The sequence below is a fragment of the Dyadobacter linearis genome (assembly GCF_907165045.1).
Taxonomy (GTDB): Bacteria; Bacteroidota; Bacteroidia; order Cytophagales; family Spirosomataceae; genus Dyadobacter; species Dyadobacter linearis.
On the sequence record NZ_CAJRAU010000003.1, the window covers coordinates 925,748 to 946,117 of the forward strand.

Here is a 20,370-nt window from a genome sequence, read left to right on the forward strand (position 1 = left end):
TCAGGGAACGGGATCATGCCCGTGACCACCCCAGGGATGACACCTTGAAAACCGTTTCAGACCCAGCCAGGTACCCTTAAAAGGCCCATATTTCTGAATCGCTTCGATCATATATTGAGAGCAGGTAGGCGTGTAACGGCACGAATTAGGCAGGTATGGCGACAGCACACCCTGGTAAATCCGGACCAGTCCTATGAGTAAAAATTTCATTTATCTTGTTGTCTCAAAATAGTATATTTGACAAATAACAACCCTTTCGCATGATTTCGTACATTCTGTGGGATGCCAGTCCCGAAATATTTACCATACCTGAATTTTTTGGCATTGGGCCCTTTCCTGTACGCTGGTACGGTTTGCTTTTCGCACTCGGGTTTCTGGTTGGCCAGCAGATCGTCATTCATATATTCAAAAAAGAAGGCCGCTCGCTTGATGATATCGATGCATTGACCCTTACCATGGTTCTGTCGATCGTGATCGGTGCGCGGATTGGACATTTTCTATTTTATGAGCCTGAAACGCTTTTCAAAAATCCGCTCGAAGTTCTTATTCCGCCTTACTCCGGATTGGCGAGCCACGGTGCAGCGATTGGTGTGCTGATCGGGTTATGGTTGTACGCGCGTTCCCGAAAGGGCACAGGTCAGACGTTCCTTTATGTGATCGACCGCATTATTATCACTGTTGCATTGGGCGGCGCATTCATCCGTTTTGGTAATCTCATGAATTCGGAAATTGTAGGCCGGCCAACTGATGTTCCCTGGGGTTTTGTCTTTTTAAACAATACAGAATTCCGTCAGATTCCCCGCCACCCGGCCCAATTATACGAATCGATCTCCTGCTTTATATTGGTTTTTGTGCTTTTCGCGATCTGGAACAAGTACAAAGCTGCCACGCCAAGGGGATTGATGGTGGGCGTTTTTCTGGTTTGGGTATTCACACTTCGCTTTTTGTATGAATTTTTGAAAGAAAATCAGGAAGCTTTCGAAGCGAACTATGCGCTGAATATGGGGCAGATACTAAGTATACCTGCTGTTTTGCTCGGGCTCTATTTTATCGTTCAATCGAGAAGGGACCCGCTGCAACGAAACATAGTGCAAACCACTTCCAGCCGATGAAAACTTCGTCTATTCTGTCGCTGGCTTTCGCCCTTGCATTACTTTTTACCAGTTGCGGTAAAAAAGATAATCAGGCAGAGGAAGCAGAAAGCCCGACCGATGCATTGCAGGCTTTCGCCGACAAAGCGAAGGAAATGGGCAAGCGGGAGACTGTCGATCCGATTGATTTCAGGAAATTAAAAGAACTGATGCCTGAGGAACTGATCGGGCTGAAACGGATAGAAGCGACGGGGGAAAAGTCTGGCGCGATGGGCTTCACAGTTTCCACAGCCCAGGCGAGATACAAAGGTGATAAAGATGAATCGATTGTAATTGAAATTGTAGATACCGGCGGGATTGCAGGTGTGTCCACAATGGCGCTGGCGACGTGGTCGATGGCTGAAATAGATAAAGAAACGGCCGACGGCTACGAAAAAACGACCCAGCTGGACGGATACAAGGCATTTGAGAAATATAACAGCACGATCAAAGCGGGTGAGATCAATGTGCTTGTCGCTGATCGCTATGTAGTAAACGTTGAAGGCAACAACATCTCAGTGGACCAGCTTAAAGAAGCGCTGAAAGATATTAATCTTGTAAAACTGGAAGCATTGAAATAAGAATTTACGCTAATTACAAAAAAACCAGAGGCTTGGCGGCTTCTGGTTTTTTATTGGATTTAGGAATAAATATCTGTTCAGACTGCCGCGAAATCTACTTTGTCCCGCAGTATCTGCTTTGCTTTCACAAGCTGGTTTTTGACTGTGTTTTTAGAAATCCTTAAAAATTCTGCGATCTCCTGATAGGACTTCCCTTCTTCAATATTGAGCTTTAAAATCTGCTTCCTTTTGATAGAAAGTGAGTCTACCGCTGCCTGGACCAGGTTTAGCCTTCTCTCGCTTTCCTCCTTTTCCTCTTCTCCGGCCACTTTCACCATCTCTATATAGTTTTTCCGCAGCAGCTCACTTTTTTCTATTTTCTTGAAATAGTCAAACGCCATATTGCGCAGGCAGGTGAACAGGTAAGAATTGAAATTGTAGTCAGGCTTGATATGCGCCCGCTTCACCCAAATTTTGATGAACACGTCCTGGACCATATTTTCCGCCTCTTCCTCGTCTTTCAAAAGCGATGTGGTGAATCTCAGCGCGGGAGATTTATAGTAGTTATACAGCTCGGCAAAAGCTGCTTCATCTCCTTCGGTTACTTTTTGCAGGGTGTTTTCGTCAGGACAGGCCACGGTTGATCAGGTTTAACGTAATAGAAAAAAGGGTAAATCGGAATCTCTTGTAAAAAATATTATTGCTTTAATTATCGCAGATACAGCCGATTATTTTGCCCGTCAATCCTTCCGCGATTTTTTGTTTTGAGTGGTGCCTTACAATTGTTTGATAAAACTACGTGCTCATTTCAATATATAAATCGCAAAGTGCGTAAAAATATCTTCATTTTGCGCAAACGTGTTTTTATTAACAGTTTCATTATAAATGCTTAGCATTCTCTTCACGAAAGCACACGTTTCTTGTTTTCCATTCAGAATTCCACTCCTCCTTTAGACGCAGATTCAGTAGTCTGGTCACAAAAAATTCTTAATAATTTTTTAACACTCCGCATAAATGCGGCGCAGACAGATAGCCCGCCGCAACTTTTGCCGAGTATATTACCGAAAGGGCACACCAAATATTCTTAACCTCAGATCATTTTCATGGACGAGAACAGTATCTCAATCATTCTGCAGAAAATCACGGATGTGAAGATTGCCGTCTACGGCGATTTCTGCCTCGACGCCTATTGGGTAATGGACCCGAAAGGGTCGGAAGTGTCTATTGAAACGGGTTTGTGGACAGAAGCAGTTTCGACACATTACTACACCCCGGGCGGCGCCGGGAATGTGGTTGCCAATCTTGCAGCACTCAATCCGGCGAGCATTAAAGTGATCGGAACGGTAGGGAACGATATGCAAGGACGGGAATTGAGCGCCCAACTAATGCAACTCGGAGCGGATACTTCCAGCCTTTTTATCCAGGAAAAAAATTTTACGACTTACTGTTACCTTAAAAGGATCGTCAACGGAGCCGAGGAGCCGCGCATTGATTTCGGGGTTTTCAACAACAGGGGCACCGAAACAGACCAGCTCCTATTAGCCGCCCTGGAAAATGCATTGATTGAATGCGACGCTTTGATATTTAACCAGCAGGTGACGGGCAGCATTAACAACGAATCTTTCATCGTAGCGGCGAATCAGCTTTTTGACAAATACAACCACAAGATCGTCATGCTCGACTCCCGGCATTTCAATGATCGGTTTAAAAATACTTTCCTGAAAGCCAATGATCGCGAGATCGCTTCACTGGCGGGAATGCAAATGGCTCCGGAAGAAAATATTACTACCAGGGATATCATCAAATACGGTAAGCAGATATTTGCCCAATCCCAAAAACCCGTTTTCGTAACCTGCGGAGAGCGCGGGATCATCGCTTTTGACCAAAACGGGTACAGCGAGGTACCGGGACTCCAATTGAAGAACAAGCTGGATACAGTCGGGGCTGGCGATACTGCGATCAGCGCGATCACACTTTGCGTCGCAGCCGGTGTTCCACCAGCAGAAGCAGCCAGATTTGCCAACTTCGCAGCTGCGGTTACAGTTCAAAAGTTATACACAACCGGCACCGCCAGCCCGGCGGAAATTTTGCAGATGAGCCGCGAACCGGACTACATATATAATGCAGAGCTGGCTGAAAATGAGCGCAATGCGGTGTATTTACAAGATACCGATTTCGAATTATGCGTCCCTGCTATTTTAGCACAGTTCGGCCACATTCGTCACGCCGTTTTTGACCACGACGGGACGATCAGCTCGCTGCGGCAGGGCTGGGAAGATATCATGGAGCCCGTGATGATGAAAGCTATTTTAGGTGACCAACATGATCACGTCAGTGCCGAGACCTTTCATCTGGTGGAGCTGGAAGTAAAGTCTTTTATCCACAAAACCACGGGGATCCAGACGATTTATCAAATGGAGGGTTTGGTTGATCTCGTGCGCGATTCCGGTTTTGTGCCGGAGGAGGAAATCCTGGACAAATTTCAATATAAAGAGCTGTATAATAATGCATTAATGGAAATGGTCAGCAAAAGAATGGACAGGCTGACCAAAGGAGAACTCGGGCCGGAAGATTTTACGATGAAAGGTGCGGTGGCATTTCTGCATGAATTGAAAGCAAGGGGCGTGAGAATGTACCTGGCCAGCGGTACTGACGTGGACGATGTGAGGAACGAGGCCGAAATGCTGGGTTATGCACATTTGTTCGACGGCGGCATTTATGGTGCATTGAAGGATTACACCAAGTTTTCCAAGAAAATGATCATTGAGCAGATTATCCGGGAAAACGGCCTCCGTGGAAACGAGCTGGCGGTTTTCGGCGACGGTCCCGACGAGATCAGGGAGGGCCGGCGCGCGGGTGGAATTGCGGTAGGAATCACAAGCAATGAAGTGCAGCGGTTCGGACATAATCCTGCAAAACGCCCGCGACTTGTAAAAGCCGGCGCACAGTTGCTTATTCCTGATTTTTCTCGATACAAAATACTGGTCAGCCTGCTCTTTCAGGAAAGTGTAAATTATGCGGAAGCATGATCGCTACGCTGAGAAAACGATATTCCGGATTAGTAGCGGCGCTCTTTTTTATTCTGATAGTCGCTTGCTCCCGTGAAAGAACTGGTGAAACAGAAGCGGCATTTTACCAGGACAAACCGTTTTGGCAGGAATACCACGAAGCCTCACTGATAGGGGAAAATGCCGAATCCAACGAAGTAAGGAGCATTTTTATTGATAAAGAAGATAATGCGTGGGCTGCTACCGCTGGTGGGATATTCAAAAGAAACAGTGGTCAATCTGTATGGACGAAAGTAATATCCGGTGAAAATGACGGTCCGGCTTATGCAGTTGCACAAGACGAAACTGGCACAATCTGGCTAGGTAACTGGAATGGGCTTTATAAATTTTCAAATAACAATCCTGACAAAGTTAACGGACTCAAAGGTCCAGTATCGGCGCTTCTGGCCGTCAAAAACACGGTTTATACATTGGGTCCCAGAGGATTTTGGATCAATAAAGGCCAGGGTTTTCGGGAGGACAAAAGTAATATTGCCAAATCCATCCGCGACGTAATTAGTGACGGAGATAGTGGACTCTGGATCGCAACGGATGTAGGACTTTATCACTGGACGGAAACGAAAACGCAGCATTACTATCAAACTGACGCATTGATCAGTGGCTATGCGAAAGGTTTGGCATTCAATACTGACCAGAAATTATGGGTAGGCGGCCTGGGTGGGATTACGGTTCGTAATGCGACTTCGAAGGATAGAGAAATTAGGGTAGACAATGGAATACCTTCGAGCCACGTCACCGCCCTCAGGCTTTCTCCCGACAGCTCCATGTGGGTCGGCACGCAATCTGGTGTGGTGCGATTTCGGCCTGACAGCACAAAATCACTGCTATTTTCAAGAAGATGGCTGCTCGATGATCAGGTGAATGATATTGCTTTTGACCAAAAAGGAAACGCATGGATCGCGACTCCGAAAGGTGTGAGTATTATTAGGAAAAGAGAAATGACGCTGGCTTCCAAGAGTGATTTCTTTTACCAGGAACTCATGAAAAGGCACATCCGTGCACCATGGATAGCCGGTCAGGCGCATTTGAAAATCCCAGGCGACACTACTTCCTGGGAGCCGGAAGACGATGATAACGACGGAGAATATACCGGAAATTACCTCGCGATGGAAAGTTTCCGGTACGCGGCGACCAAACTTCCGGAAGCGAAAGTGAATGCAAAAAAGGCATTCGGATTTCTGAAATTATTGCAGGAAGTAACCGGCACTGACGGTTTTTTCGCCAGAACGATCATTCCCGCGGACTGGAAACAAATGCACGATGAAAACCGTGTGTTCACGGCGCGGGAAAAGGCCGATGCACTCGTGAAAGAGCCAAGGTTCAAACCTGTTGAAGTTCGCTGGCATTTATCAAAAGACGGAAAATGGCGCTGGAAAGGCGATACGAGCAGCGACGAAATGTGTGGTCACATGTTTGGCTACTATTTTTATTACACGCTCGTGGCCGATGAAGCCGAGAAGAAAATCATTGCCGCGCATGTTGGGAAAATCGTAGACCATTTAATGCGCAACAATCTGAATCTCGTGGATGTGGACGGGACGCATACCCGCTGGTCGGTATGGTCGCCCGACCAGCTGAACCGTGACCCCGAGTGGCTGCCGGACCGGAACCAGAATTCGATGGAAATACTCGCATTTATCAAGTTGGCGCATTTTATGACTGGTCAGGACAAATACCAGAAAGAATACCTCAGGCTGATCGAAAAGGAGCATTACCTCGACAATATGGCACAGGTAACCAGCCCGAATCCTGCGTGGTTCATCTATTTCGATGTCGTTTTGCAGGCTTATCTCTACCCTATTTTTATCCAATGCGAGCAGGATCCTAAGCGGCTGAAATTTTATAAAGCGCATTTGGAAGAATGGTTCGCGCACCGGAAAGAGGATCATAATCCGCTGATCAACTTCATTTATAATTACTGTCTGCACCAAAGATCCGAACTAAAAAACTCGGTCGATTTCCTGAAAGACACGCCGCTGGACCTGATAGACTGGCCGATTGACCACCGCAAGAGAGAAGATATCCGCATTGTCCGCACCCCGGTGCTGGAAGACGAACAGGTGGATGTATTGCAGCCGCCGAGTATAAGAATGACCGTTCGCTGGGATAAAAACCCGTGGACAGCGGCGGGCGGAAACCCACAGGTAGAGCGTGAGCCGGTATTTTGGCTGCTTCCTTATTGGATGGGCCGGTATCTGGGAATGATTTCAAAATGATAATCTGATGAAAAAAGTTGTCTTAACACTAGTCGCTGCACTCATATTCAGCGTATCCTTAATAGCGCAGGAAAGCGCAGTAACCAAACAAATGCTTGTTTTCCCGCACCAGGAAAAGCATGTTCACGGAAGCAGCATTGTGAATTTGCCCAACGGCGATTTCCTGGTAACGTGGTTCCAGGGCAGCGGCGAACGCACTGCCGACGATGTGCGGATCATGGGCGCGAGGTTGAAAAAGGGCGAAAGCAAATGGAGTGAGCCTTTTTTAATGGCCGACACCCCGAATATTCCGGATTGTAACCCGGTTCTTTTCCTGAATGCAAAAGGCAAATTATTTCTGGTATGGATTGCGGTGCAGGCGAATCTTTGGGAGCAATCAATTTTGCGGTTTAAAACGTCGACCAACTTTTCAAATGCGGGCCCACCGGTTTGGGAATGGCAGGATAATATTTTGCTTAAACCCGATAATCGTTTCGCGGAGGAAGTGGAGAAGAAATTCAAAAACCTGCCGCGACTGACCGCAGGCTGGGCAGGATATGCGCCTAAATATGATGATATGATCATTGAAGCCAGCAAAGATGCCCCAAAACGGAGCATTGGCTGGATGACCAGAATCAAGCCTTTGATTTTGGAGGACGGAAAAATTATTCTCCCCCTCTACTCCGACGGTTTCAACTTTTCAATCACAGCAATATCCGAAGACGACGGTGCGACCTGGCGACCGGGGTTGCCTATTGTGGGAAGAGGCCCGATCCAGCCGGCAATTATCAAAAAGAAGAATGGTAACCTGCTCGCATTCATGCGCGACAGCGGCGACGAGCCTACGCGGGTGCATGTCAGCGAGAGTACCGACAAAGGTGAAACGTGGAAAGCGACCGAAAAAACAGATATCCCTAATACCGCAAGTGTTGAATTAATTGTAATGAAAGACGGCCGCTGGGCATTTCTGGGCAATGATATCGACAATGGACGCTATGAACTTACGCTGAGAATTTCTGACGATGAAGGCAAATCGTGGAAACGCGGCTGGATAGAAAAAGACGAAACCAAACGGGGCGGCTACTCCTACCCTTCTCTGATACAAACGCCCGATGGAATGCTGCACATGACGTATTCGCACCATCCCGAAAAAGGAAAAAAGTCTATTAAATATGTTGTCGTTGACCCGGCACGCTTACCTTAAATTCCATTTTAATGCAACGACCTACCTTTACCCAACTCCTGGCACTTGCTCTTGTTACACTGCTACCGCACTTCGGGAGCCAGGCTCAATCCGTTTATCAGGACAAGCCTTTTTTGCAGGATTACAGTGTCAAATACTACGCTGACACCACCAAAAGCCACTTACTTCAGGTAGCAGCTGATCGCAATGGTAATATTGAAATTTTAGCAAAAGAAGGCTTGCAGCATATTCAGGACGGTCAATTTTTGCATCCGGGCGCTGTAAAACCGAATAATAGTTACCGGTTCATGAAGGATAAAAAGATCAGCGCGCTGCTGTCTTACGATAATCAGTTTGTGTACCTCGCGCAGTCGGTGGTACTAAGCAATGCCTGGGCCGGGACTTTGTTCTCGAAACATACATTGCCGGCGGCGAAGACTTTTGCTGGTGGAAGTGATTTTACTTTCCTGGTTTCCGAGGGTCCGTCGCTTCAATTGATCAAAGATTCGAAAACATTATGGAGCGGCAAGCTGCCAGACGATAACGCGATCGACATTACTTACCAGCCGACAAAAAATGTGTTCTGGATTTTGGGTAAAAAATCAATGTACTCCTTTACAGTTGCTGATAAAAAATTGACCAAAGCGCTGGAAGGAGCAAATTTCACTTGTTTTACGCTGGCAAATAAAGAAAGTAACCTGGTAGTCGGCACCAGCGATGGTTATCATTCTTTTGATATAAAAACAGGAAAGCAGGCAGGTACAATTATGAAAAAGCTGCCTGCTACCAAGATCAATACTGTAAAAGAGATCAATGGGAAATTGTGGTTTGGGTCTGATGCGGGGGCATTTGCGCTACGGGAAGACGGTAAATATGATTACTATTTCGGTGAACGCTGGCTGCCGGGAAATATCGTTAAAGACATTGAACCGGGCCCGAAAAACTCAGTACTAATTTTGACTACGAGGGGCTTAGGCCAGATTCATTTTAAAATGATGACACTGGAAGAAAAGGCTGCGTTTTTTGGTGAACAGGTAAGAAAACGGCATATCCGAAACGGTTTCAATGCCACGCTGGTAGGAATGGAACGCGGTAACCTCGCGACGGGCCACATGGAAGATTCGGACAATGACGGGCTTTGGACTTCAATGTATCTGGGCGGTGAGATATTCAGGTATGCGGTTACCAAAGATCCGGAAGCATTGCAGAATTGCCGGGAATCGATGGACGCGATGGAAAGGTTGTACACGGTTAACCCTGTCCCAGGTTTCCCTGCGCGGTCGTTTGAACGCTCTGGGCATATTAAGGAGCTGCACGATCAGGAACGTTGGCAGCATTCACCTGAAAAGGAATGGGACTGGAAATCGACTACCAGCAGCGACGAAGTGATCGGCCACATATTTGCATTCGGCGCGGCGGCGGAGCTGATCGATGATGCTGCGATAAAGAAACAGGCAGTTATGCTGATCGATACTGTCATGTCGCACATTGTTAAAAACAATATGTACCTCATCGATTTTGATGGAAAACCGACGATGTGGGGCAAGTGGAACCCGGAATATGTCAACTCGTTTCCAACCAATGTAGGTGACCGAAAACTGAATTCGTCGAATATCATTTCAATGCTGCAGACAGCTTATCATTTTACCAAAAAGGAAAAATACAAGGCAAAAGCATTCGAGCTGATGACGAAATATGGTTACCTCGAAAATATGATGCGTTCGATGAAAGAGATCGGAAAAGCGCCCGCCGATGCCGATGAACACGCCAAACACATGTCCGACGGCTGGAACCACTCTGATGATGAAATGTATTTTGTAGGGTATTGGGGTTTGTACAGATATGCATTTAATGATACTTTGAAAGCCAAATACAAAGAGTCAATACTTGATCACTGGGAAGCCGAGCGGCCGGAAAAAGAAGGAGCGTGGAATATTTTTACAGCTTTGACAGGCACAAAGGAATTTGACCTGAACGAGGCGGCCTGGTATTTACGGGAACATCCGCTTGATATGATTGACTGGGTAATCAAGAACAGTCACCGTAAGGATATTGAAATGTTGGAGCCCAATTTCCGGAAGCAAACCACCAAAGAAGTGCTACCACCAGACGAGCGTCCCATTCAGCGGCACAATGCGAATATGTTTAGCTTGGATAGAAATGGCGGAAATGGCGCTTCTGAGCACAGTGCGGGTGATATCTGGCTGCTACCCTATTGGTTGGGAAGATATTTAGGTGTAATCAGTGCTCCTCAAAAGTAGCGTTATGTTTAAAGTTCTGGAAGAAAAGCAGCTTACGCACGATCTGAGTTACCACCACGATCTGGATAATAATGACAATTTTTCACCAGATGGAAAATGGCTGGTTTACGATACCCGAACTGACGAAGGCGGCATTCCTGAATCGGCCCGGATTGAAAAAGTGTCCATTGAAACGGGAGAAATCAAGACAGTTTACGAGATACAAAACAATGGAAACTGGGGACCCGGAGTTGGTGCGGTAAGTTACAGCCCGGTGGAAGATGCGGTCGTTTTTATCCACGGATTGCCCGGCTGCACGCCTGAAAACCCCTATCAGCAATGGAGGCGAACAGGCGTAATTGTCCGTGATAGTGAACCTGGCAAGCCGATTTTTATGGACGCCCGGGATATTACTCCGCCATTTAGGCCCGGCGCATTGCGCGGCGGCACCCACCGCCACGAATGGAGCGGCGATGGAAAATGGATTGGATTTACTTACAATGATGCAATTCTGCAAACGCTGGAAGATATTACTGGTACAAAGCGCAACTTGCGCACTATTGGCGTATCGAAGAATATCGGTCCGGTATTCGTTAATGAAAATGCTGAGAATATTTCCGGTGAATGGTTTAGTGTGCTGGTAGTGAGAGTAGTACCTAACCCTATTCCCGGAAGCGACGAGATCAGTCACGCAGCAAGCGACAGTTGGATTGGCAAAAACGGGTATCAAAAATTGGACGGTAATTGGCAAATAGCGAGAGCCTTTCTCGGTACCATTGTTGATAATCAAGGAAATGAGGTACTGGAAGTTTTCGTGGTCGATATACCCGATGATATTACAAAGCCGGGAGAGTTTGGCCCGTTGGAAGGTACAGATAATGATTTTCCAATGCCACCAGCAGTTACCGTTCAAAAGCGACTCACATTTACCGCTAATTCACCATTTCCAGGTTGCAGCGGAATTGTCAGATCGTCACCAGACGGCTCGCAGCTTGCATTTATAGCAAAAGACAAAAGTGGAATCAACCAGATTTTCACCATTTCGCCACTCGGCGGAGCACCTCAGCAACTTACCTGGCATGATTCGGACGTAACCGGAAACCTCCGCTGGCATCCCGGCGGAGAATCTGTTACTTATGTATGGAAAGGAAGCATTGTGAGCTGCAAAGTGGGTAATGCAGATTTTGCTGAGCGCATTCAAGTATTGACAAAGCCTTCGGAACAAGCGCCTGCTAATCTGGTTTGGTCACATCATGGGAAGGTCTTGGCTTTTAATAGGTTGATTGAGGATTTGAATACGGGTGTCGGGAGCCGGCAGGTGTTTGTGTTGGGAGTAGATATCTAGCTTCTCCTCAACTCAATTATCGATTGAACGTGAAAATTTAGCAGATTTTTTTACAGGTACTCCCGTTACGATCTCAATGATCGGCGCATTCAATTCGGCTTCTAATTTAGCCAATGATTTGAGTGTGAGATTATGTCCACCATTGAGCCATTTACTGATTTCAGACGGACTTTTTCCCAGCCTACTTGCGAGATCTCTCTGAGTTATCTGCTGATCGTGCATTAACTCATGTATTCGTACGACGATATCACCGTACAAGCGTGCGAATACAGCTGACTCGGGTGGAGCCTCAGCCAAGATTTGTTCCGCAATTTTACTCCTCATGATATTGGAAGTTTAAAGGATGATCTCTTCCCCGGATTGGAAATGATTTAATTTTCTAGTGTCAGTATCAACGGTAATAACTCCGTCTGCAATTTTCCGGGTAATCTTTTTTGCAAAATGTATAAAACATGGTCTTCAAGCATTCGTCATTCCAGATCTCTATTGAGAATTCTTTCATAATATTTCGCCATAAATATATTCACTTATAAGTGAATATGCTAGCCATTATTTAGTTGTAATTTGAAGGTCTCGCTTTAATCAGGTTTGGTAGCAAAGCATTTATCCACCGGCTATCATCAAGCTTTCACAATAGACAACCTTCCGTGATGTAAGGGAGAGCCCTGGTATTCTACGTCTCATGGAAACGCCTGGAATTCAATTCAGAAACTGGCTCTGAAAAATTAATCCCAAAACCAATTAAAAAATGATTCAAACAATGCGCTGGTTTGGGCCGAATGATCCGGTGTCTTTGATGGATATCCGGCAGGCTGGATGCAGCGGAGTAGTCAGTGCATTGCACCAGATTCCTGTTGGTGAAGTTTGGTCGATTGAAGCAATTGAAGAGAGGAAAGGGTTGATTGAAACTGGAAATGGGCAGTTTACTTCGCTCAACTGGATTGTAGTGGAAAGTCTGCCTGTTCACGAGGATATCAAAAAAGGACTTCCTTCGCGGGAGCGATATATCAGTAACTATAAAGAGTCACTTCGAAATCTGGCGGCTTCCGGGATCAAAACGGTTTGCTACAACTTCATGCCTGTTTTAGACTGGTCGCGCACAAAGCTTGATTATACCTTGCCGGAGGGCCAGAAAACGCTACGCTTCGTTTGGGAGGATTTCGCGCTATTTGATTTGTATATTTTGCAAAGACCGGGTGCTTTCGACGATTACGAAATGGAGGTGCAAGAATCAGCGTTGTCTAAGCTGAATGCAATGTCGCAGGAGGAGATAGGTGCATTGACAAATACCGTTTTACTGGGCCTGCCTGGCTCGGAAGAAGCTTTTGAACTCACTGAATTTCAAAGTCTGCTAAATGCGTACACGGAAATCGGGGACAAAGAGTTGCGTGAAAATCTGTATTACTTTATTGGTCAGATCGCACCACTTGCTCAGGAATTGGGCATTAACCTTTGCATTCACCCTGATGATCCTCCGAAATCATTGCTCGGACTTCCCCGCGTAGTAAGTACCGAATCCGATCTTGCAGAACTCCTGCAATCCTGCGATGTGCGGGCTAATGGAATTACATTTTGCACCGGCTCGCTCGGCGTTCGCGCGGATAATAATCTGCCCGAAATGGTGAGAAAGTTTGGCGACCGCATTCATTTTGTGCATTTGAGAACTACAAAACGGGACAGCGATAATCCATTGAACTTTCACGAAGCGCCGCATTTGGAAGGCGATGTGGATATGTATGAAGTGGTAAAAGCTTTGGTGCAAGAAGAGAAAAGGAGAAACGAAAACCAATACACTGACAACCAGCTTCCTATGCGACCAGATCACGGTTTTCAAATGCTGAATGATCTCAATAAAAGAACCTATCCCGGCTATTCTGCGATCGGCCGGTTGAAGGCGCTGGCAGAATTACGTGGACTGGAAATGAGTATTTTACGGTCGCTCCCGCAGTTTTAACAATAATCCACATTTACAAAGGCTTGTATATGCCAGAAGAATTAGCATTAAAAACGGCGCAAGCGATGTTCTCGCTGGAAGGAAAACGCGCTCTGATAACAGGAGGTGGCAGCGGAATTGGGTTTTACATAGCGCAATGCATGATTTCCGCAGGCGCGAAAGTGATCTTAACCGGTCGCAGAGAGGCAGTTTTACAAGAGGCAGTCAATACGCTCGGCCCGGAAAACGCTTCCTGTTTCGTCAATGATATTACCGATCTGAAATCCATTCCTGCATTAATTGAGAATATCGAAACGAATGTCGGCGAGATTGACATTCTAATCAATAATGCAGGTATTAATATGAAAAAGCACGCGGTGGAAGTGACCGATGAGGATTTTGACCGTATTATACAAACCAACCTGCACGCGGTATTTTCTGTAACGCGAGAATGCGGCAAGAGAATGATCGAGCGGAAAAGAGGATCTATTATCATGATCACTTCCATGGCCGCGCTTTACGGAATCGACCGGGTAGTGGCTTACACTGCGTCCAAATCTGCAATCGGAGGAATGGTAAAGGCTTTGACAACCGAATTTTCACCTTATAATGTGCGTGTCAATGCAATCGCACCCGGTTTTATCGAAACCCCAATGATGCTCACCGCCATGAACGGAGACCCTTCCCGCCGCGACAAAGCAATGGACCGCACACCAATGGGAACCTGGGGCAAACCCGACGATATTGGCTGGGCAGCAGTGTTCCTTGCCTCAGAGGCGGCGAAGTTTATTACCGGGGTTTCGTTGCCGGTTGATGGGGGGAATTCGATTGGGTTTTAATCTCAGACTGAGTAAATGAAAGCGTTACATATTGTAACGTCTTTGAAGTGACTATTTTCTTAAGGAATCCAAACCCATTAAAATGAAACAAAGAAACTACCTAAAAGCACTTTCGCTGGCTGTCTGCATGATCTGCTTAACCAGCTTTTCATTTGAAACTTTCGCGCAAAAAATCAAATGGAACAAGGTCAAAGTGCTGGTTTATACCCGTAATGGGAAGGGTTATGTGCATGATAATATTGCGAGTTCGGTGGCGGCGATTCAGGCGCTGGGGAAGCAGAATGGATTTGCGGTGGATTCTTCTTCTGATGCTTCCAAGTTCACCGAAGATAACCTCAAACAATATGATTTATTGATTTTTTCAAATACCAATAATGATGTATTTGATACTGATGCCCAGCGCGTTGCATTGATGCGGTACATTCAGGCGGGCGGAAATTTTTTGGGAATCCATTCGGCTTCGGGTACAGAGCGGAAATGGCGGTGGTTTAAAGATATGCTCGGCGGTACTTTCTTCTGGCATGAGCCCGGACAGAGTTTTTCAGTAAAAATACTTGATCCTAAAAATCCGTCACTGGCGCACTTACCTGCGACCTGGAACCGGGAAAAAGATGAGTTCTATTTCGTCAAAGAAATGGTGGTTAACCTGAATGTACTGGCTGTCAACGACCATACTACCATTCAAAAACCTGCCGGAAAAGCGCTGGACACATTTGGTACTATTTTCCCTTCCGTGTGGTGGCATGAATACGACGGCGGTCGCGCATTTTATACTTCCATTGGTCACGAAAAAACCGACTACGAAAAGGAAGATTTGAGAAAACACCTTCTTGGTGCTATTGAATGGGCGATTGGGCCGCAGAAACCAAGAAATTATAGTAAAGCTTACGCAACCAGTCCGCAAGATGAAGTGCGCAGGAAATAAGATAAAAAACATTCATCCTAACCTTGAAAGGCAATGAAAGACAAGCATTCAGAAAGCAACCAAGACAGGCGATCATTTCTAAAAACGACTGCAAAAGGTACAGCGGGCATTATCGCCGCGTCCATGTTCCCGACCATTGTTCCTTCAAGTATTTTTGGTAAAAATGCGCCGAGCAACAAGATCAATATCGGACAGATTGGTTTCGGCCGAATCGGTTCTTCGCACGATTTACCGGAAGTGATTAAAAATGAAGCTGCACACGTGATCGCGGTGGCTGATCTCGATAAAAATCGTCTTGCAAAGGGGAAGGTTTGGATTGAGAAAAAATACGCAGAGCGGACAGGTAAAGAGAATTATCTCGAAGTAAAAACCTACGACGATTACCACGAGTTGCTCGCCAGAAAGGATATTGACGCAGTAATTATCAGTACGCCCGACCACTGGCACGCGCAGCCTGCCATGGAGGCAGCCGTGGCCGGAAAACACATTTACATGCAAAAACCGACTTCGCTCACGATCAAAGAAGGCCGGCAAATGGCAGATATGATCAAGAAAAAGGGCGTGATCTTTCAGCTGGGAAGCCAGCAGCGGTCGATTTCTCCGTGGCCACAGTTTAAGCGGACTTGTGAGCTGGTACGGAATGGCCGCATTGGAAAATTGAAGAAAGTATACGTTGGTTTGCCAGGCGATCCCGCGGGAGGAAGTACTGCCAAAATGGAAGTGCCTGCAAACCTGAACTATAATATGTGGCTCGGCTCCACGCCGGAGGTTTTTTACACCCTCGACCGCGTGCATTCACAAGAGAATATTAACGACCGTCCGGGCTGGCTGCGTTTGGAACAGTTTGGCGCTGGTATGATTACCGGCTGGGGCTCCCACCACCTCGATATTGCGCATTGGGGAATGGATACCGAACTTACTGGACCGATTGAAGTCGAAGGAAAAGCTACTTTCCCAGCGCAGGGATCGGGTTTGTGGGATGTGCACGGTGATTTCTTGCTAAATGCCAAATATGCAAATGGTGTTGAAATGGAAATTGGAGGTACTAATCCAAACGGCGTAAAATTCGAAGGTACCGAAGGCTGGATATTCGTTTCACGCGGGAATGTTGGGGTTACAGCCTCAGATCCGGGTGCAGCGGCGGCGGCCAAAGAAAACAAGGCTTTTTACGCCAGTGATCCTAAAATCCTTGGCTCCGTAATTCAGGCCAATGAAATCCATTTATATGAAAGTCCGGAGCAGCATCAGAACTGGATCGAGAGCATTCAAAGCGGCAAACAGACGATCAGTCATGCCGAAATCGCCCACCGTTCTTGTTCAGCCTGCCTCATCGCGCATACTGCAATGAAGTTGCAGCGCAAACTGAAATGGGATCCTAAGAAGGAGCAGTTTATTGGTGATAAGGAGGCGAATGCAATGCTTTCGAGGCCGCAGCGGGCTCCGTTTGGGACTAATTATGTCAAAGGATAAGGGAGAAAAGGGAGGACGGAGGAAAGGGAGGATGGATTTTGGATTATACAGCAGGGTTTCCATTTTGGGGAGCCTGTTTGACACCGATGGATAATTAGCGAAAGCCAGGAATAAAAATACTGGTTTTGGACGGGTTAAGTTTCTAAATTTAGAAACTTAACCCGTTTCTTTTAACACACTATTGATTGAAAAGTTTTCAAATACTACTGCTGGAAGATGCGGAAGAATTTCTGGCTACACTAACCAGGGAAGCTGCTGCGAAAATTGTTTTCAACATCTCGCTTGCCCAGAGTACAAATGATCCCAGACTGCTAAAAAAACTGACTGACGAAATCTGGGAATTTCGGACAAGATATCAGGGGCAGCAAATCAGACTGCTGGCCTTTTGGGATAAGACCAATAAACAAAATACGCTGGTAGTTGCGACTCATGGATTTGTAAAGAAAGTCGATAAGGTTCCGGGGAAAGAGATAAAAAGAGCACTTACAATCAAAAAACAATATTTTGCTCAACTAGATGATTGACGACGTTATGACAAAGAAATTAAAGACGTACACGCTTGAAGAAATCAAGGACAAATACATAGGCGAAAGCGGAACGCCGGAGCGCGACCAGTTCGAATATGAATTGAAAATGGAATTGATGGGTCGGATGATCAAAGAGGTCAGGAAGGAGCGAAAGTTGACGCAAGCTCAACTTGGAGAGTTGGTGGGGGTCCAAAAAGCCCAGATATCCAAACTCGAAAGCAGTGCCAATAGCGCCACTCTCGAGACGCTGGTTAGGGTGTTTAAAGCAATGCAGGCTGAGGTTTTCTTTAATATTAAAATCGATAACCATCATCTGCGGCTCTGCTGATCATTTGCATCAATAATTCCCTTTATACTCCCTCGGCGTGTGGCCGATGTATTTTTTGAAATTTCTATTAAAGTTGGATAGGGAGTCGAAGCCGCTGTCGTAGGCGATTTGGGCGATGGTCCATTTGTCTTCCAAGAGCAATTTACAGGCGTGGCCGATGCGGATTTCGTTGACGAAATCGATGAAAGTTTTGTTGGCCCGCGCTTTAAAATATCTGCAAAATGCCGCTTCCGTCATACCGGCAAGCGACGCTACGTCACCGAGCCTGATCTCCTGGAAAAAGTGCTGCAATACATAATCGTGCACTTTTTGCATTCGCTCCGTTTCCGAAACTTTGTAGGTATTAACGTATCCATAACTCGAAATCGGCGAGCCGCCTGGCTCGTGCGCGAGCTTGTCGAGTAGAGTTAGCAGTTTTAAAATGCTTTTAAAACCTTCTGTGTTGGTTTGGGTCAGAAGTTCTTCGCGAATGTGATCGCGGAGTGCGCCTTTGTATTCGATCCCTCTTTTTGAATCCAGTAGTAATTGTCGCAGGCCGAGCATTTCGGGTTTTTCCAAAAAATCCTTTCCTAAAAAATCTTCCTGAAAGTATAACACTACACCGTGTGTGATCAAATCGGAGCCTGCTTCGAAGTACGCCGGGTCGCTGCGCCAGAGGTGCGGCACGTCGGGACCGAGGAAAACAGTGTCGCCGGGACCGAATGTTTGAATAGAATCGCCGATCAATCGCTTGCCTGTTCCTTCCAGTACCGTGAAGAGCTGGTAATGCGGGTGAAAATGCCAGTTCGGATCAAAATGCGGCGCTTTTAGCTCCTGCACAGTGACGGTGTGAACCTGACTTTCGATATTCTTATGGATTGGTGCCTTCAATGCTCTGCCTTAATTTTTACATCAATATTAAAGTATAAGCAAAATTAATATCAAAATACGATTAGTTCTCATTTTTACTCAATTCATTTCATTTAGTAAATGGTAAAAGAACTCGCTCGTATTTACGTTAAATATCAGTAAGTCTGGAACTGCTAGGCTGGCATAATTTTTTCATATTCTGCTAGCCGAAACGAAAGTTTCCAACTGATTTCACCATGAATATGTCCCTTAATAACAATTTTGAAGATTCGTTACCTCTATGAAAAAAGCGCTACAATTGGCAGTATTCGTACTGTCCATTTCTCTCTTAACCAGTTGTGGAAAAACGACCACAATCAATAGTAATATGGAACTGACCGGCAAGTGGCAGCTGGAAAGCATTGTGCAGGAAGAAGATACCATCAAAAAACCGCCGCTACAAAAAGGCGCATTCGAAGTAAGTCTTAACTTCAAGGAAAAGGGCGAACTGGAAGGAACTTCATCGACCAACTACCTGACAGGATTTTACGAAACCGCGCAGCAAAATACAATTCAACTAGGCGGAGGCGGCACAGAACGGGCTGAAACTTCCTGGGGAAATATGTTTGTGAATGCATTACCTAGTGTGAATATGTATGATTTGAAGCCGAACAAACTGGTTTTGTATTACGATAACAACAGCGCGCTGATCTTCGCAAGAGCGCAGTAATAGCGATATTTTAAATGCAAAAAGCAATCTTGGTCAAACTAAGGTTGCTTTTTTTATGCACGCTTCTCTCCATTATTCCTATTTTACCACCGGATATATCAATAACCGACCAAAACTCGTCAAATCACGGAACAGGTTCGGGGCTGGTTTGTCGTAAGATTGTCGTATACATTACCGCAAAATGGAATTTTGATGAAATTTAGCATGAACCTTCTCCTTTGGGGAAATCAAATTGATGAAAGCCTTTTTCCAACACTGGAACTGATCAAAGAAATTGGTTTTGACGGCGTTGAAGTTCCTATTTTCAATACCAATCCTGAACACTGGTTTAGCTTCCGCAAAAAACTGGATTCACTCGGTCTTGCATGTGAAACGGATACAATTTGCGGCCCAACCGAAAACCTGATCAGCGCCGATCCTGCCATGCGGCGGCACACGATTGATCATTTGAAAAGTGTACTCGATTGTTCGCTCGTACTCGGCGCGACGAAGTTAATGGGGCCTTATCATTCTGCATTGGGCGTTTTTACCGGCCAGCCTGCTACGCAGGAAGAGTGGCAGTGGGGCATTGAAGGGATCCGTGAAGTGGCTGACTATGCTGAGTCGCTGGATATTACACTGGGCCTGGAATACCTGAACCGTTTTGAAATGTACCTCACCAGCTGCGGCGATGAACTGATCCGCTTTGTGAATGAAGTAAATCATCCGAACTGCACGATTATGTTCGATACTTTTCACGCCAATATCGAGGAAAAGAACATTGGCGACACGATCAGGAAAGCGGGTAACAGGATCTCATTTATACAATTATCGGAAAACGACCGTTCGACTCCCGGAAAAGGGAATGTAGATTGGGAAGGTGTTTTCAAATCGATCAAAGACATCAATTACGACGGCTGGCTGAGCATTGAAGCATTCAGTCCAAAACTGCCGGTAGCCAATATCTGGCGCAAAATGTTCGACTCCGAAGAGCAGCTCATGCGCGACGGGCTTTCTTTTATTAAAGCGAATATGTAGCGATTGCAATATGTGTTTGATCAGAAAAATTAGAATTTATTAAACAATTTCT

The 20,370-nt window shown here is 46.0% G+C and carries 19 protein-coding genes; 15 read left to right on the plus strand and 4 right to left on the minus strand.

Features of this window, described 5'->3' with window-relative positions; genetic code table 11:
* Nucleotides 1-210 carry a membrane protein insertion efficiency factor YidD gene (gene yidD / locus KOD92_RS14320; protein ID WP_149640489.1) on the minus strand — a complete coding sequence of 70 codons (210 nt, stop codon included), beginning with the start codon at nucleotides 208-210 and terminating at the stop codon, nucleotides 1-3.
* 50 nt (nucleotides 211-260) lie between these two features.
* Between yidD and lgt the strand changes: the two genes are divergently transcribed.
* Complete coding sequence (lgt, locus tag KOD92_RS14325; protein WP_215234235.1) at nucleotides 261-1,112, plus strand: prolipoprotein diacylglyceryl transferase; 852 nt, start codon at nucleotides 261-263, stop codon at nucleotides 1,110-1,112.
* Nucleotides 1,109-1,711: a hypothetical protein gene (locus KOD92_RS14330; protein ID WP_215234236.1), complete on the plus strand. Its 603-nt coding sequence runs from the start codon at nucleotides 1,109-1,111 to the stop codon at nucleotides 1,709-1,711. Before lgt ends, KOD92_RS14330 begins: the two co-directional genes overlap by 4 nt.
* Before the next feature lie 77 nt (nucleotides 1,712-1,788).
* Here the strand turns inward: KOD92_RS14330 and KOD92_RS14335 are convergent, their stop codons facing one another.
* A complete protein-coding gene (locus KOD92_RS14335; protein WP_215234237.1) occupies nucleotides 1,789-2,328 on the minus strand; it encodes an RNA polymerase sigma factor in 540 nt (179 codons plus the stop codon).
* 465 nt (nucleotides 2,329-2,793) lie between these two features.
* Between KOD92_RS14335 and KOD92_RS14340 the strand changes: the two genes are divergently transcribed.
* The 5 genes from KOD92_RS14340 to KOD92_RS14360 are packed head-to-tail and all read left to right on the plus strand — an operon-like array spanning nucleotide 2,794 to nucleotide 11,721.
* Complete coding sequence (locus KOD92_RS14340; protein ID WP_215234238.1) at nucleotides 2,794-4,719, plus strand: PfkB family carbohydrate kinase; 1,926 nt, start codon at nucleotides 2,794-2,796, stop codon at nucleotides 4,717-4,719.
* Nucleotides 4,716-6,974: a ligand-binding sensor domain-containing protein gene (locus KOD92_RS14345; protein ID WP_215234239.1), complete on the plus strand. Its 2,259-nt coding sequence runs from the start codon at nucleotides 4,716-4,718 to the stop codon at nucleotides 6,972-6,974. The genes KOD92_RS14340 and KOD92_RS14345 overlap by 4 nt, the downstream gene beginning before the upstream one ends.
* 7 nt (nucleotides 6,975-6,981) lie before the next feature.
* A complete protein-coding gene (locus KOD92_RS14350; RefSeq protein WP_215234240.1) occupies nucleotides 6,982-8,157 on the plus strand; it encodes a sialidase family protein in 1,176 nt (391 codons plus the stop codon).
* 11 nt (nucleotides 8,158-8,168) lie between these two features.
* Nucleotides 8,169-10,397 (plus strand): hypothetical protein, encoded by a 2,229-nt coding sequence (locus tag KOD92_RS14355; RefSeq protein ID WP_215234241.1) that lies wholly within the window; start codon nucleotides 8,169-8,171, stop codon nucleotides 10,395-10,397.
* A 4-nt stretch (nucleotides 10,398-10,401) separates the two neighbouring features.
* Complete coding sequence (locus KOD92_RS14360) at nucleotides 10,402-11,721, plus strand: DUF3748 domain-containing protein (protein ID WP_215234242.1); 1,320 nt, start codon at nucleotides 10,402-10,404, stop codon at nucleotides 11,719-11,721.
* 12 nt (nucleotides 11,722-11,733) lie between these two features.
* Here the strand turns inward: KOD92_RS14360 and KOD92_RS14365 are convergent, their stop codons facing one another.
* Nucleotides 11,734-12,045 (minus strand): helix-turn-helix domain-containing protein, encoded by a 312-nt coding sequence (locus KOD92_RS14365; RefSeq protein WP_215234243.1) that lies wholly within the window; start codon nucleotides 12,043-12,045, stop codon nucleotides 11,734-11,736.
* Nucleotides 12,046-12,469: 424 nt separating this feature from the next.
* On the opposite strand from KOD92_RS14365, the gene uxuA reads away from it, so the two are divergent.
* The 6 genes from uxuA (at nucleotide 12,470) to KOD92_RS14395 (ending at nucleotide 17,743) form a co-directional block, all read left to right on the plus strand.
* Entirely contained in the window at nucleotides 12,470-13,675 is a 1,206-nt protein-coding gene (uxuA, locus tag KOD92_RS14370; protein WP_215234244.1) for a mannonate dehydratase, read from the plus strand.
* A 29-nt stretch (nucleotides 13,676-13,704) separates the two neighbouring features.
* Complete coding sequence (locus KOD92_RS14375; RefSeq protein ID WP_215234245.1) at nucleotides 13,705-14,493, plus strand: SDR family NAD(P)-dependent oxidoreductase; 789 nt, start codon at nucleotides 13,705-13,707, stop codon at nucleotides 14,491-14,493.
* A gap of 82 nt (nucleotides 14,494-14,575) precedes the next feature.
* Nucleotides 14,576-15,418: a ThuA domain-containing protein gene (locus KOD92_RS14380; protein ID WP_215234246.1), complete on the plus strand. Its 843-nt coding sequence runs from the start codon at nucleotides 14,576-14,578 to the stop codon at nucleotides 15,416-15,418.
* A gap of 33 nt (nucleotides 15,419-15,451) precedes the next feature.
* Nucleotides 15,452-16,888, plus strand: a complete 1,437-nt coding sequence (locus KOD92_RS14385; RefSeq protein ID WP_215234247.1) for a Gfo/Idh/MocA family protein — start codon at nucleotides 15,452-15,454, stop codon at nucleotides 16,886-16,888.
* A gap of 185 nt (nucleotides 16,889-17,073) precedes the next feature.
* On the plus strand, nucleotides 17,074-17,412 hold the full coding sequence (locus KOD92_RS14390; RefSeq protein ID WP_215234248.1) for a type II toxin-antitoxin system RelE/ParE family toxin: 339 nt from the start codon (nucleotides 17,074-17,076) through the stop codon (nucleotides 17,410-17,412).
* A 7-nt stretch (nucleotides 17,413-17,419) separates the two neighbouring features.
* Nucleotides 17,420-17,743, plus strand: coding sequence for a helix-turn-helix domain-containing protein (locus tag KOD92_RS14395; RefSeq protein ID WP_215234249.1), 324 nt, complete (start codon nucleotides 17,420-17,422; stop codon nucleotides 17,741-17,743).
* Nucleotides 17,744-17,752: 9 nt separating this feature from the next.
* On the opposite strand, the gene KOD92_RS14400 is transcribed toward KOD92_RS14395, so the two are convergent.
* Entirely contained in the window at nucleotides 17,753-18,613 is an 861-nt protein-coding gene (locus KOD92_RS14400) for an AraC family transcriptional regulator (protein WP_215234250.1), read from the minus strand.
* Between the two features lie 259 nt (nucleotides 18,614-18,872).
* On the opposite strand from KOD92_RS14400, the gene KOD92_RS14405 reads away from it, so the two are divergent.
* Complete coding sequence (locus tag KOD92_RS14405; protein WP_215234251.1) at nucleotides 18,873-19,301, plus strand: META domain-containing protein; 429 nt, start codon at nucleotides 18,873-18,875, stop codon at nucleotides 19,299-19,301.
* A gap of 192 nt (nucleotides 19,302-19,493) precedes the next feature.
* A complete protein-coding gene (locus KOD92_RS14410; protein WP_215234252.1) occupies nucleotides 19,494-20,318 on the plus strand; it encodes a sugar phosphate isomerase/epimerase family protein in 825 nt (274 codons plus the stop codon).
* Nucleotides 20,319-20,370 lie beyond the last annotated feature (52 nt).

What these genes read in the sequence shown, in the direction of transcription:
- yidD (WP_149640489.1), bottom strand. Translation starts at nt 210, where the DNA reads ATGAAATTTTTACTCATAGGACTGGTCCGGATTTACCAGGGTGTGCTG.
- lgt (WP_215234235.1), top strand. Translation starts at nt 261, where the DNA reads ATGATTTCGTACATTCTGTGGGATGCCAGTCCCGAAATATTTACCATA.
- KOD92_RS14330 (WP_215234236.1), top strand. Translation starts at nt 1,109, where the DNA reads ATGAAAACTTCGTCTATTCTGTCGCTGGCTTTCGCCCTTGCATTACTT.
- KOD92_RS14340 (WP_215234238.1), top strand. Translation starts at nt 2,794, where the DNA reads ATGGACGAGAACAGTATCTCAATCATTCTGCAGAAAATCACGGATGTG.
- KOD92_RS14345 (WP_215234239.1), top strand. Translation starts at nt 4,716, where the DNA reads ATGATCGCTACGCTGAGAAAACGATATTCCGGATTAGTAGCGGCGCTC.
- KOD92_RS14350 (WP_215234240.1), top strand. Translation starts at nt 6,982, where the DNA reads ATGAAAAAAGTTGTCTTAACACTAGTCGCTGCACTCATATTCAGCGTA.
- KOD92_RS14355 (WP_215234241.1), top strand. Translation starts at nt 8,169, where the DNA reads ATGCAACGACCTACCTTTACCCAACTCCTGGCACTTGCTCTTGTTACA.
- KOD92_RS14360 (WP_215234242.1), top strand. Translation starts at nt 10,402, where the DNA reads ATGTTTAAAGTTCTGGAAGAAAAGCAGCTTACGCACGATCTGAGTTAC.
- KOD92_RS14365 (WP_215234243.1), bottom strand. Translation starts at nt 12,045, where the DNA reads ATGAGGAGTAAAATTGCGGAACAAATCTTGGCTGAGGCTCCACCCGAG.
- uxuA (WP_215234244.1), top strand. Translation starts at nt 12,470, where the DNA reads ATGATTCAAACAATGCGCTGGTTTGGGCCGAATGATCCGGTGTCTTTG.
- KOD92_RS14375 (WP_215234245.1), top strand. Translation starts at nt 13,705, where the DNA reads ATGCCAGAAGAATTAGCATTAAAAACGGCGCAAGCGATGTTCTCGCTG.
- KOD92_RS14380 (WP_215234246.1), top strand. Translation starts at nt 14,576, where the DNA reads ATGAAACAAAGAAACTACCTAAAAGCACTTTCGCTGGCTGTCTGCATG.
- KOD92_RS14385 (WP_215234247.1), top strand. Translation starts at nt 15,452, where the DNA reads ATGAAAGACAAGCATTCAGAAAGCAACCAAGACAGGCGATCATTTCTA.
- KOD92_RS14395 (WP_215234249.1), top strand. Translation starts at nt 17,420, where the DNA reads ATGACAAAGAAATTAAAGACGTACACGCTTGAAGAAATCAAGGACAAA.
- KOD92_RS14405 (WP_215234251.1), top strand. Translation starts at nt 18,873, where the DNA reads ATGAAAAAAGCGCTACAATTGGCAGTATTCGTACTGTCCATTTCTCTC.
- KOD92_RS14410 (WP_215234252.1), top strand. Translation starts at nt 19,494, where the DNA reads ATGAAATTTAGCATGAACCTTCTCCTTTGGGGAAATCAAATTGATGAA.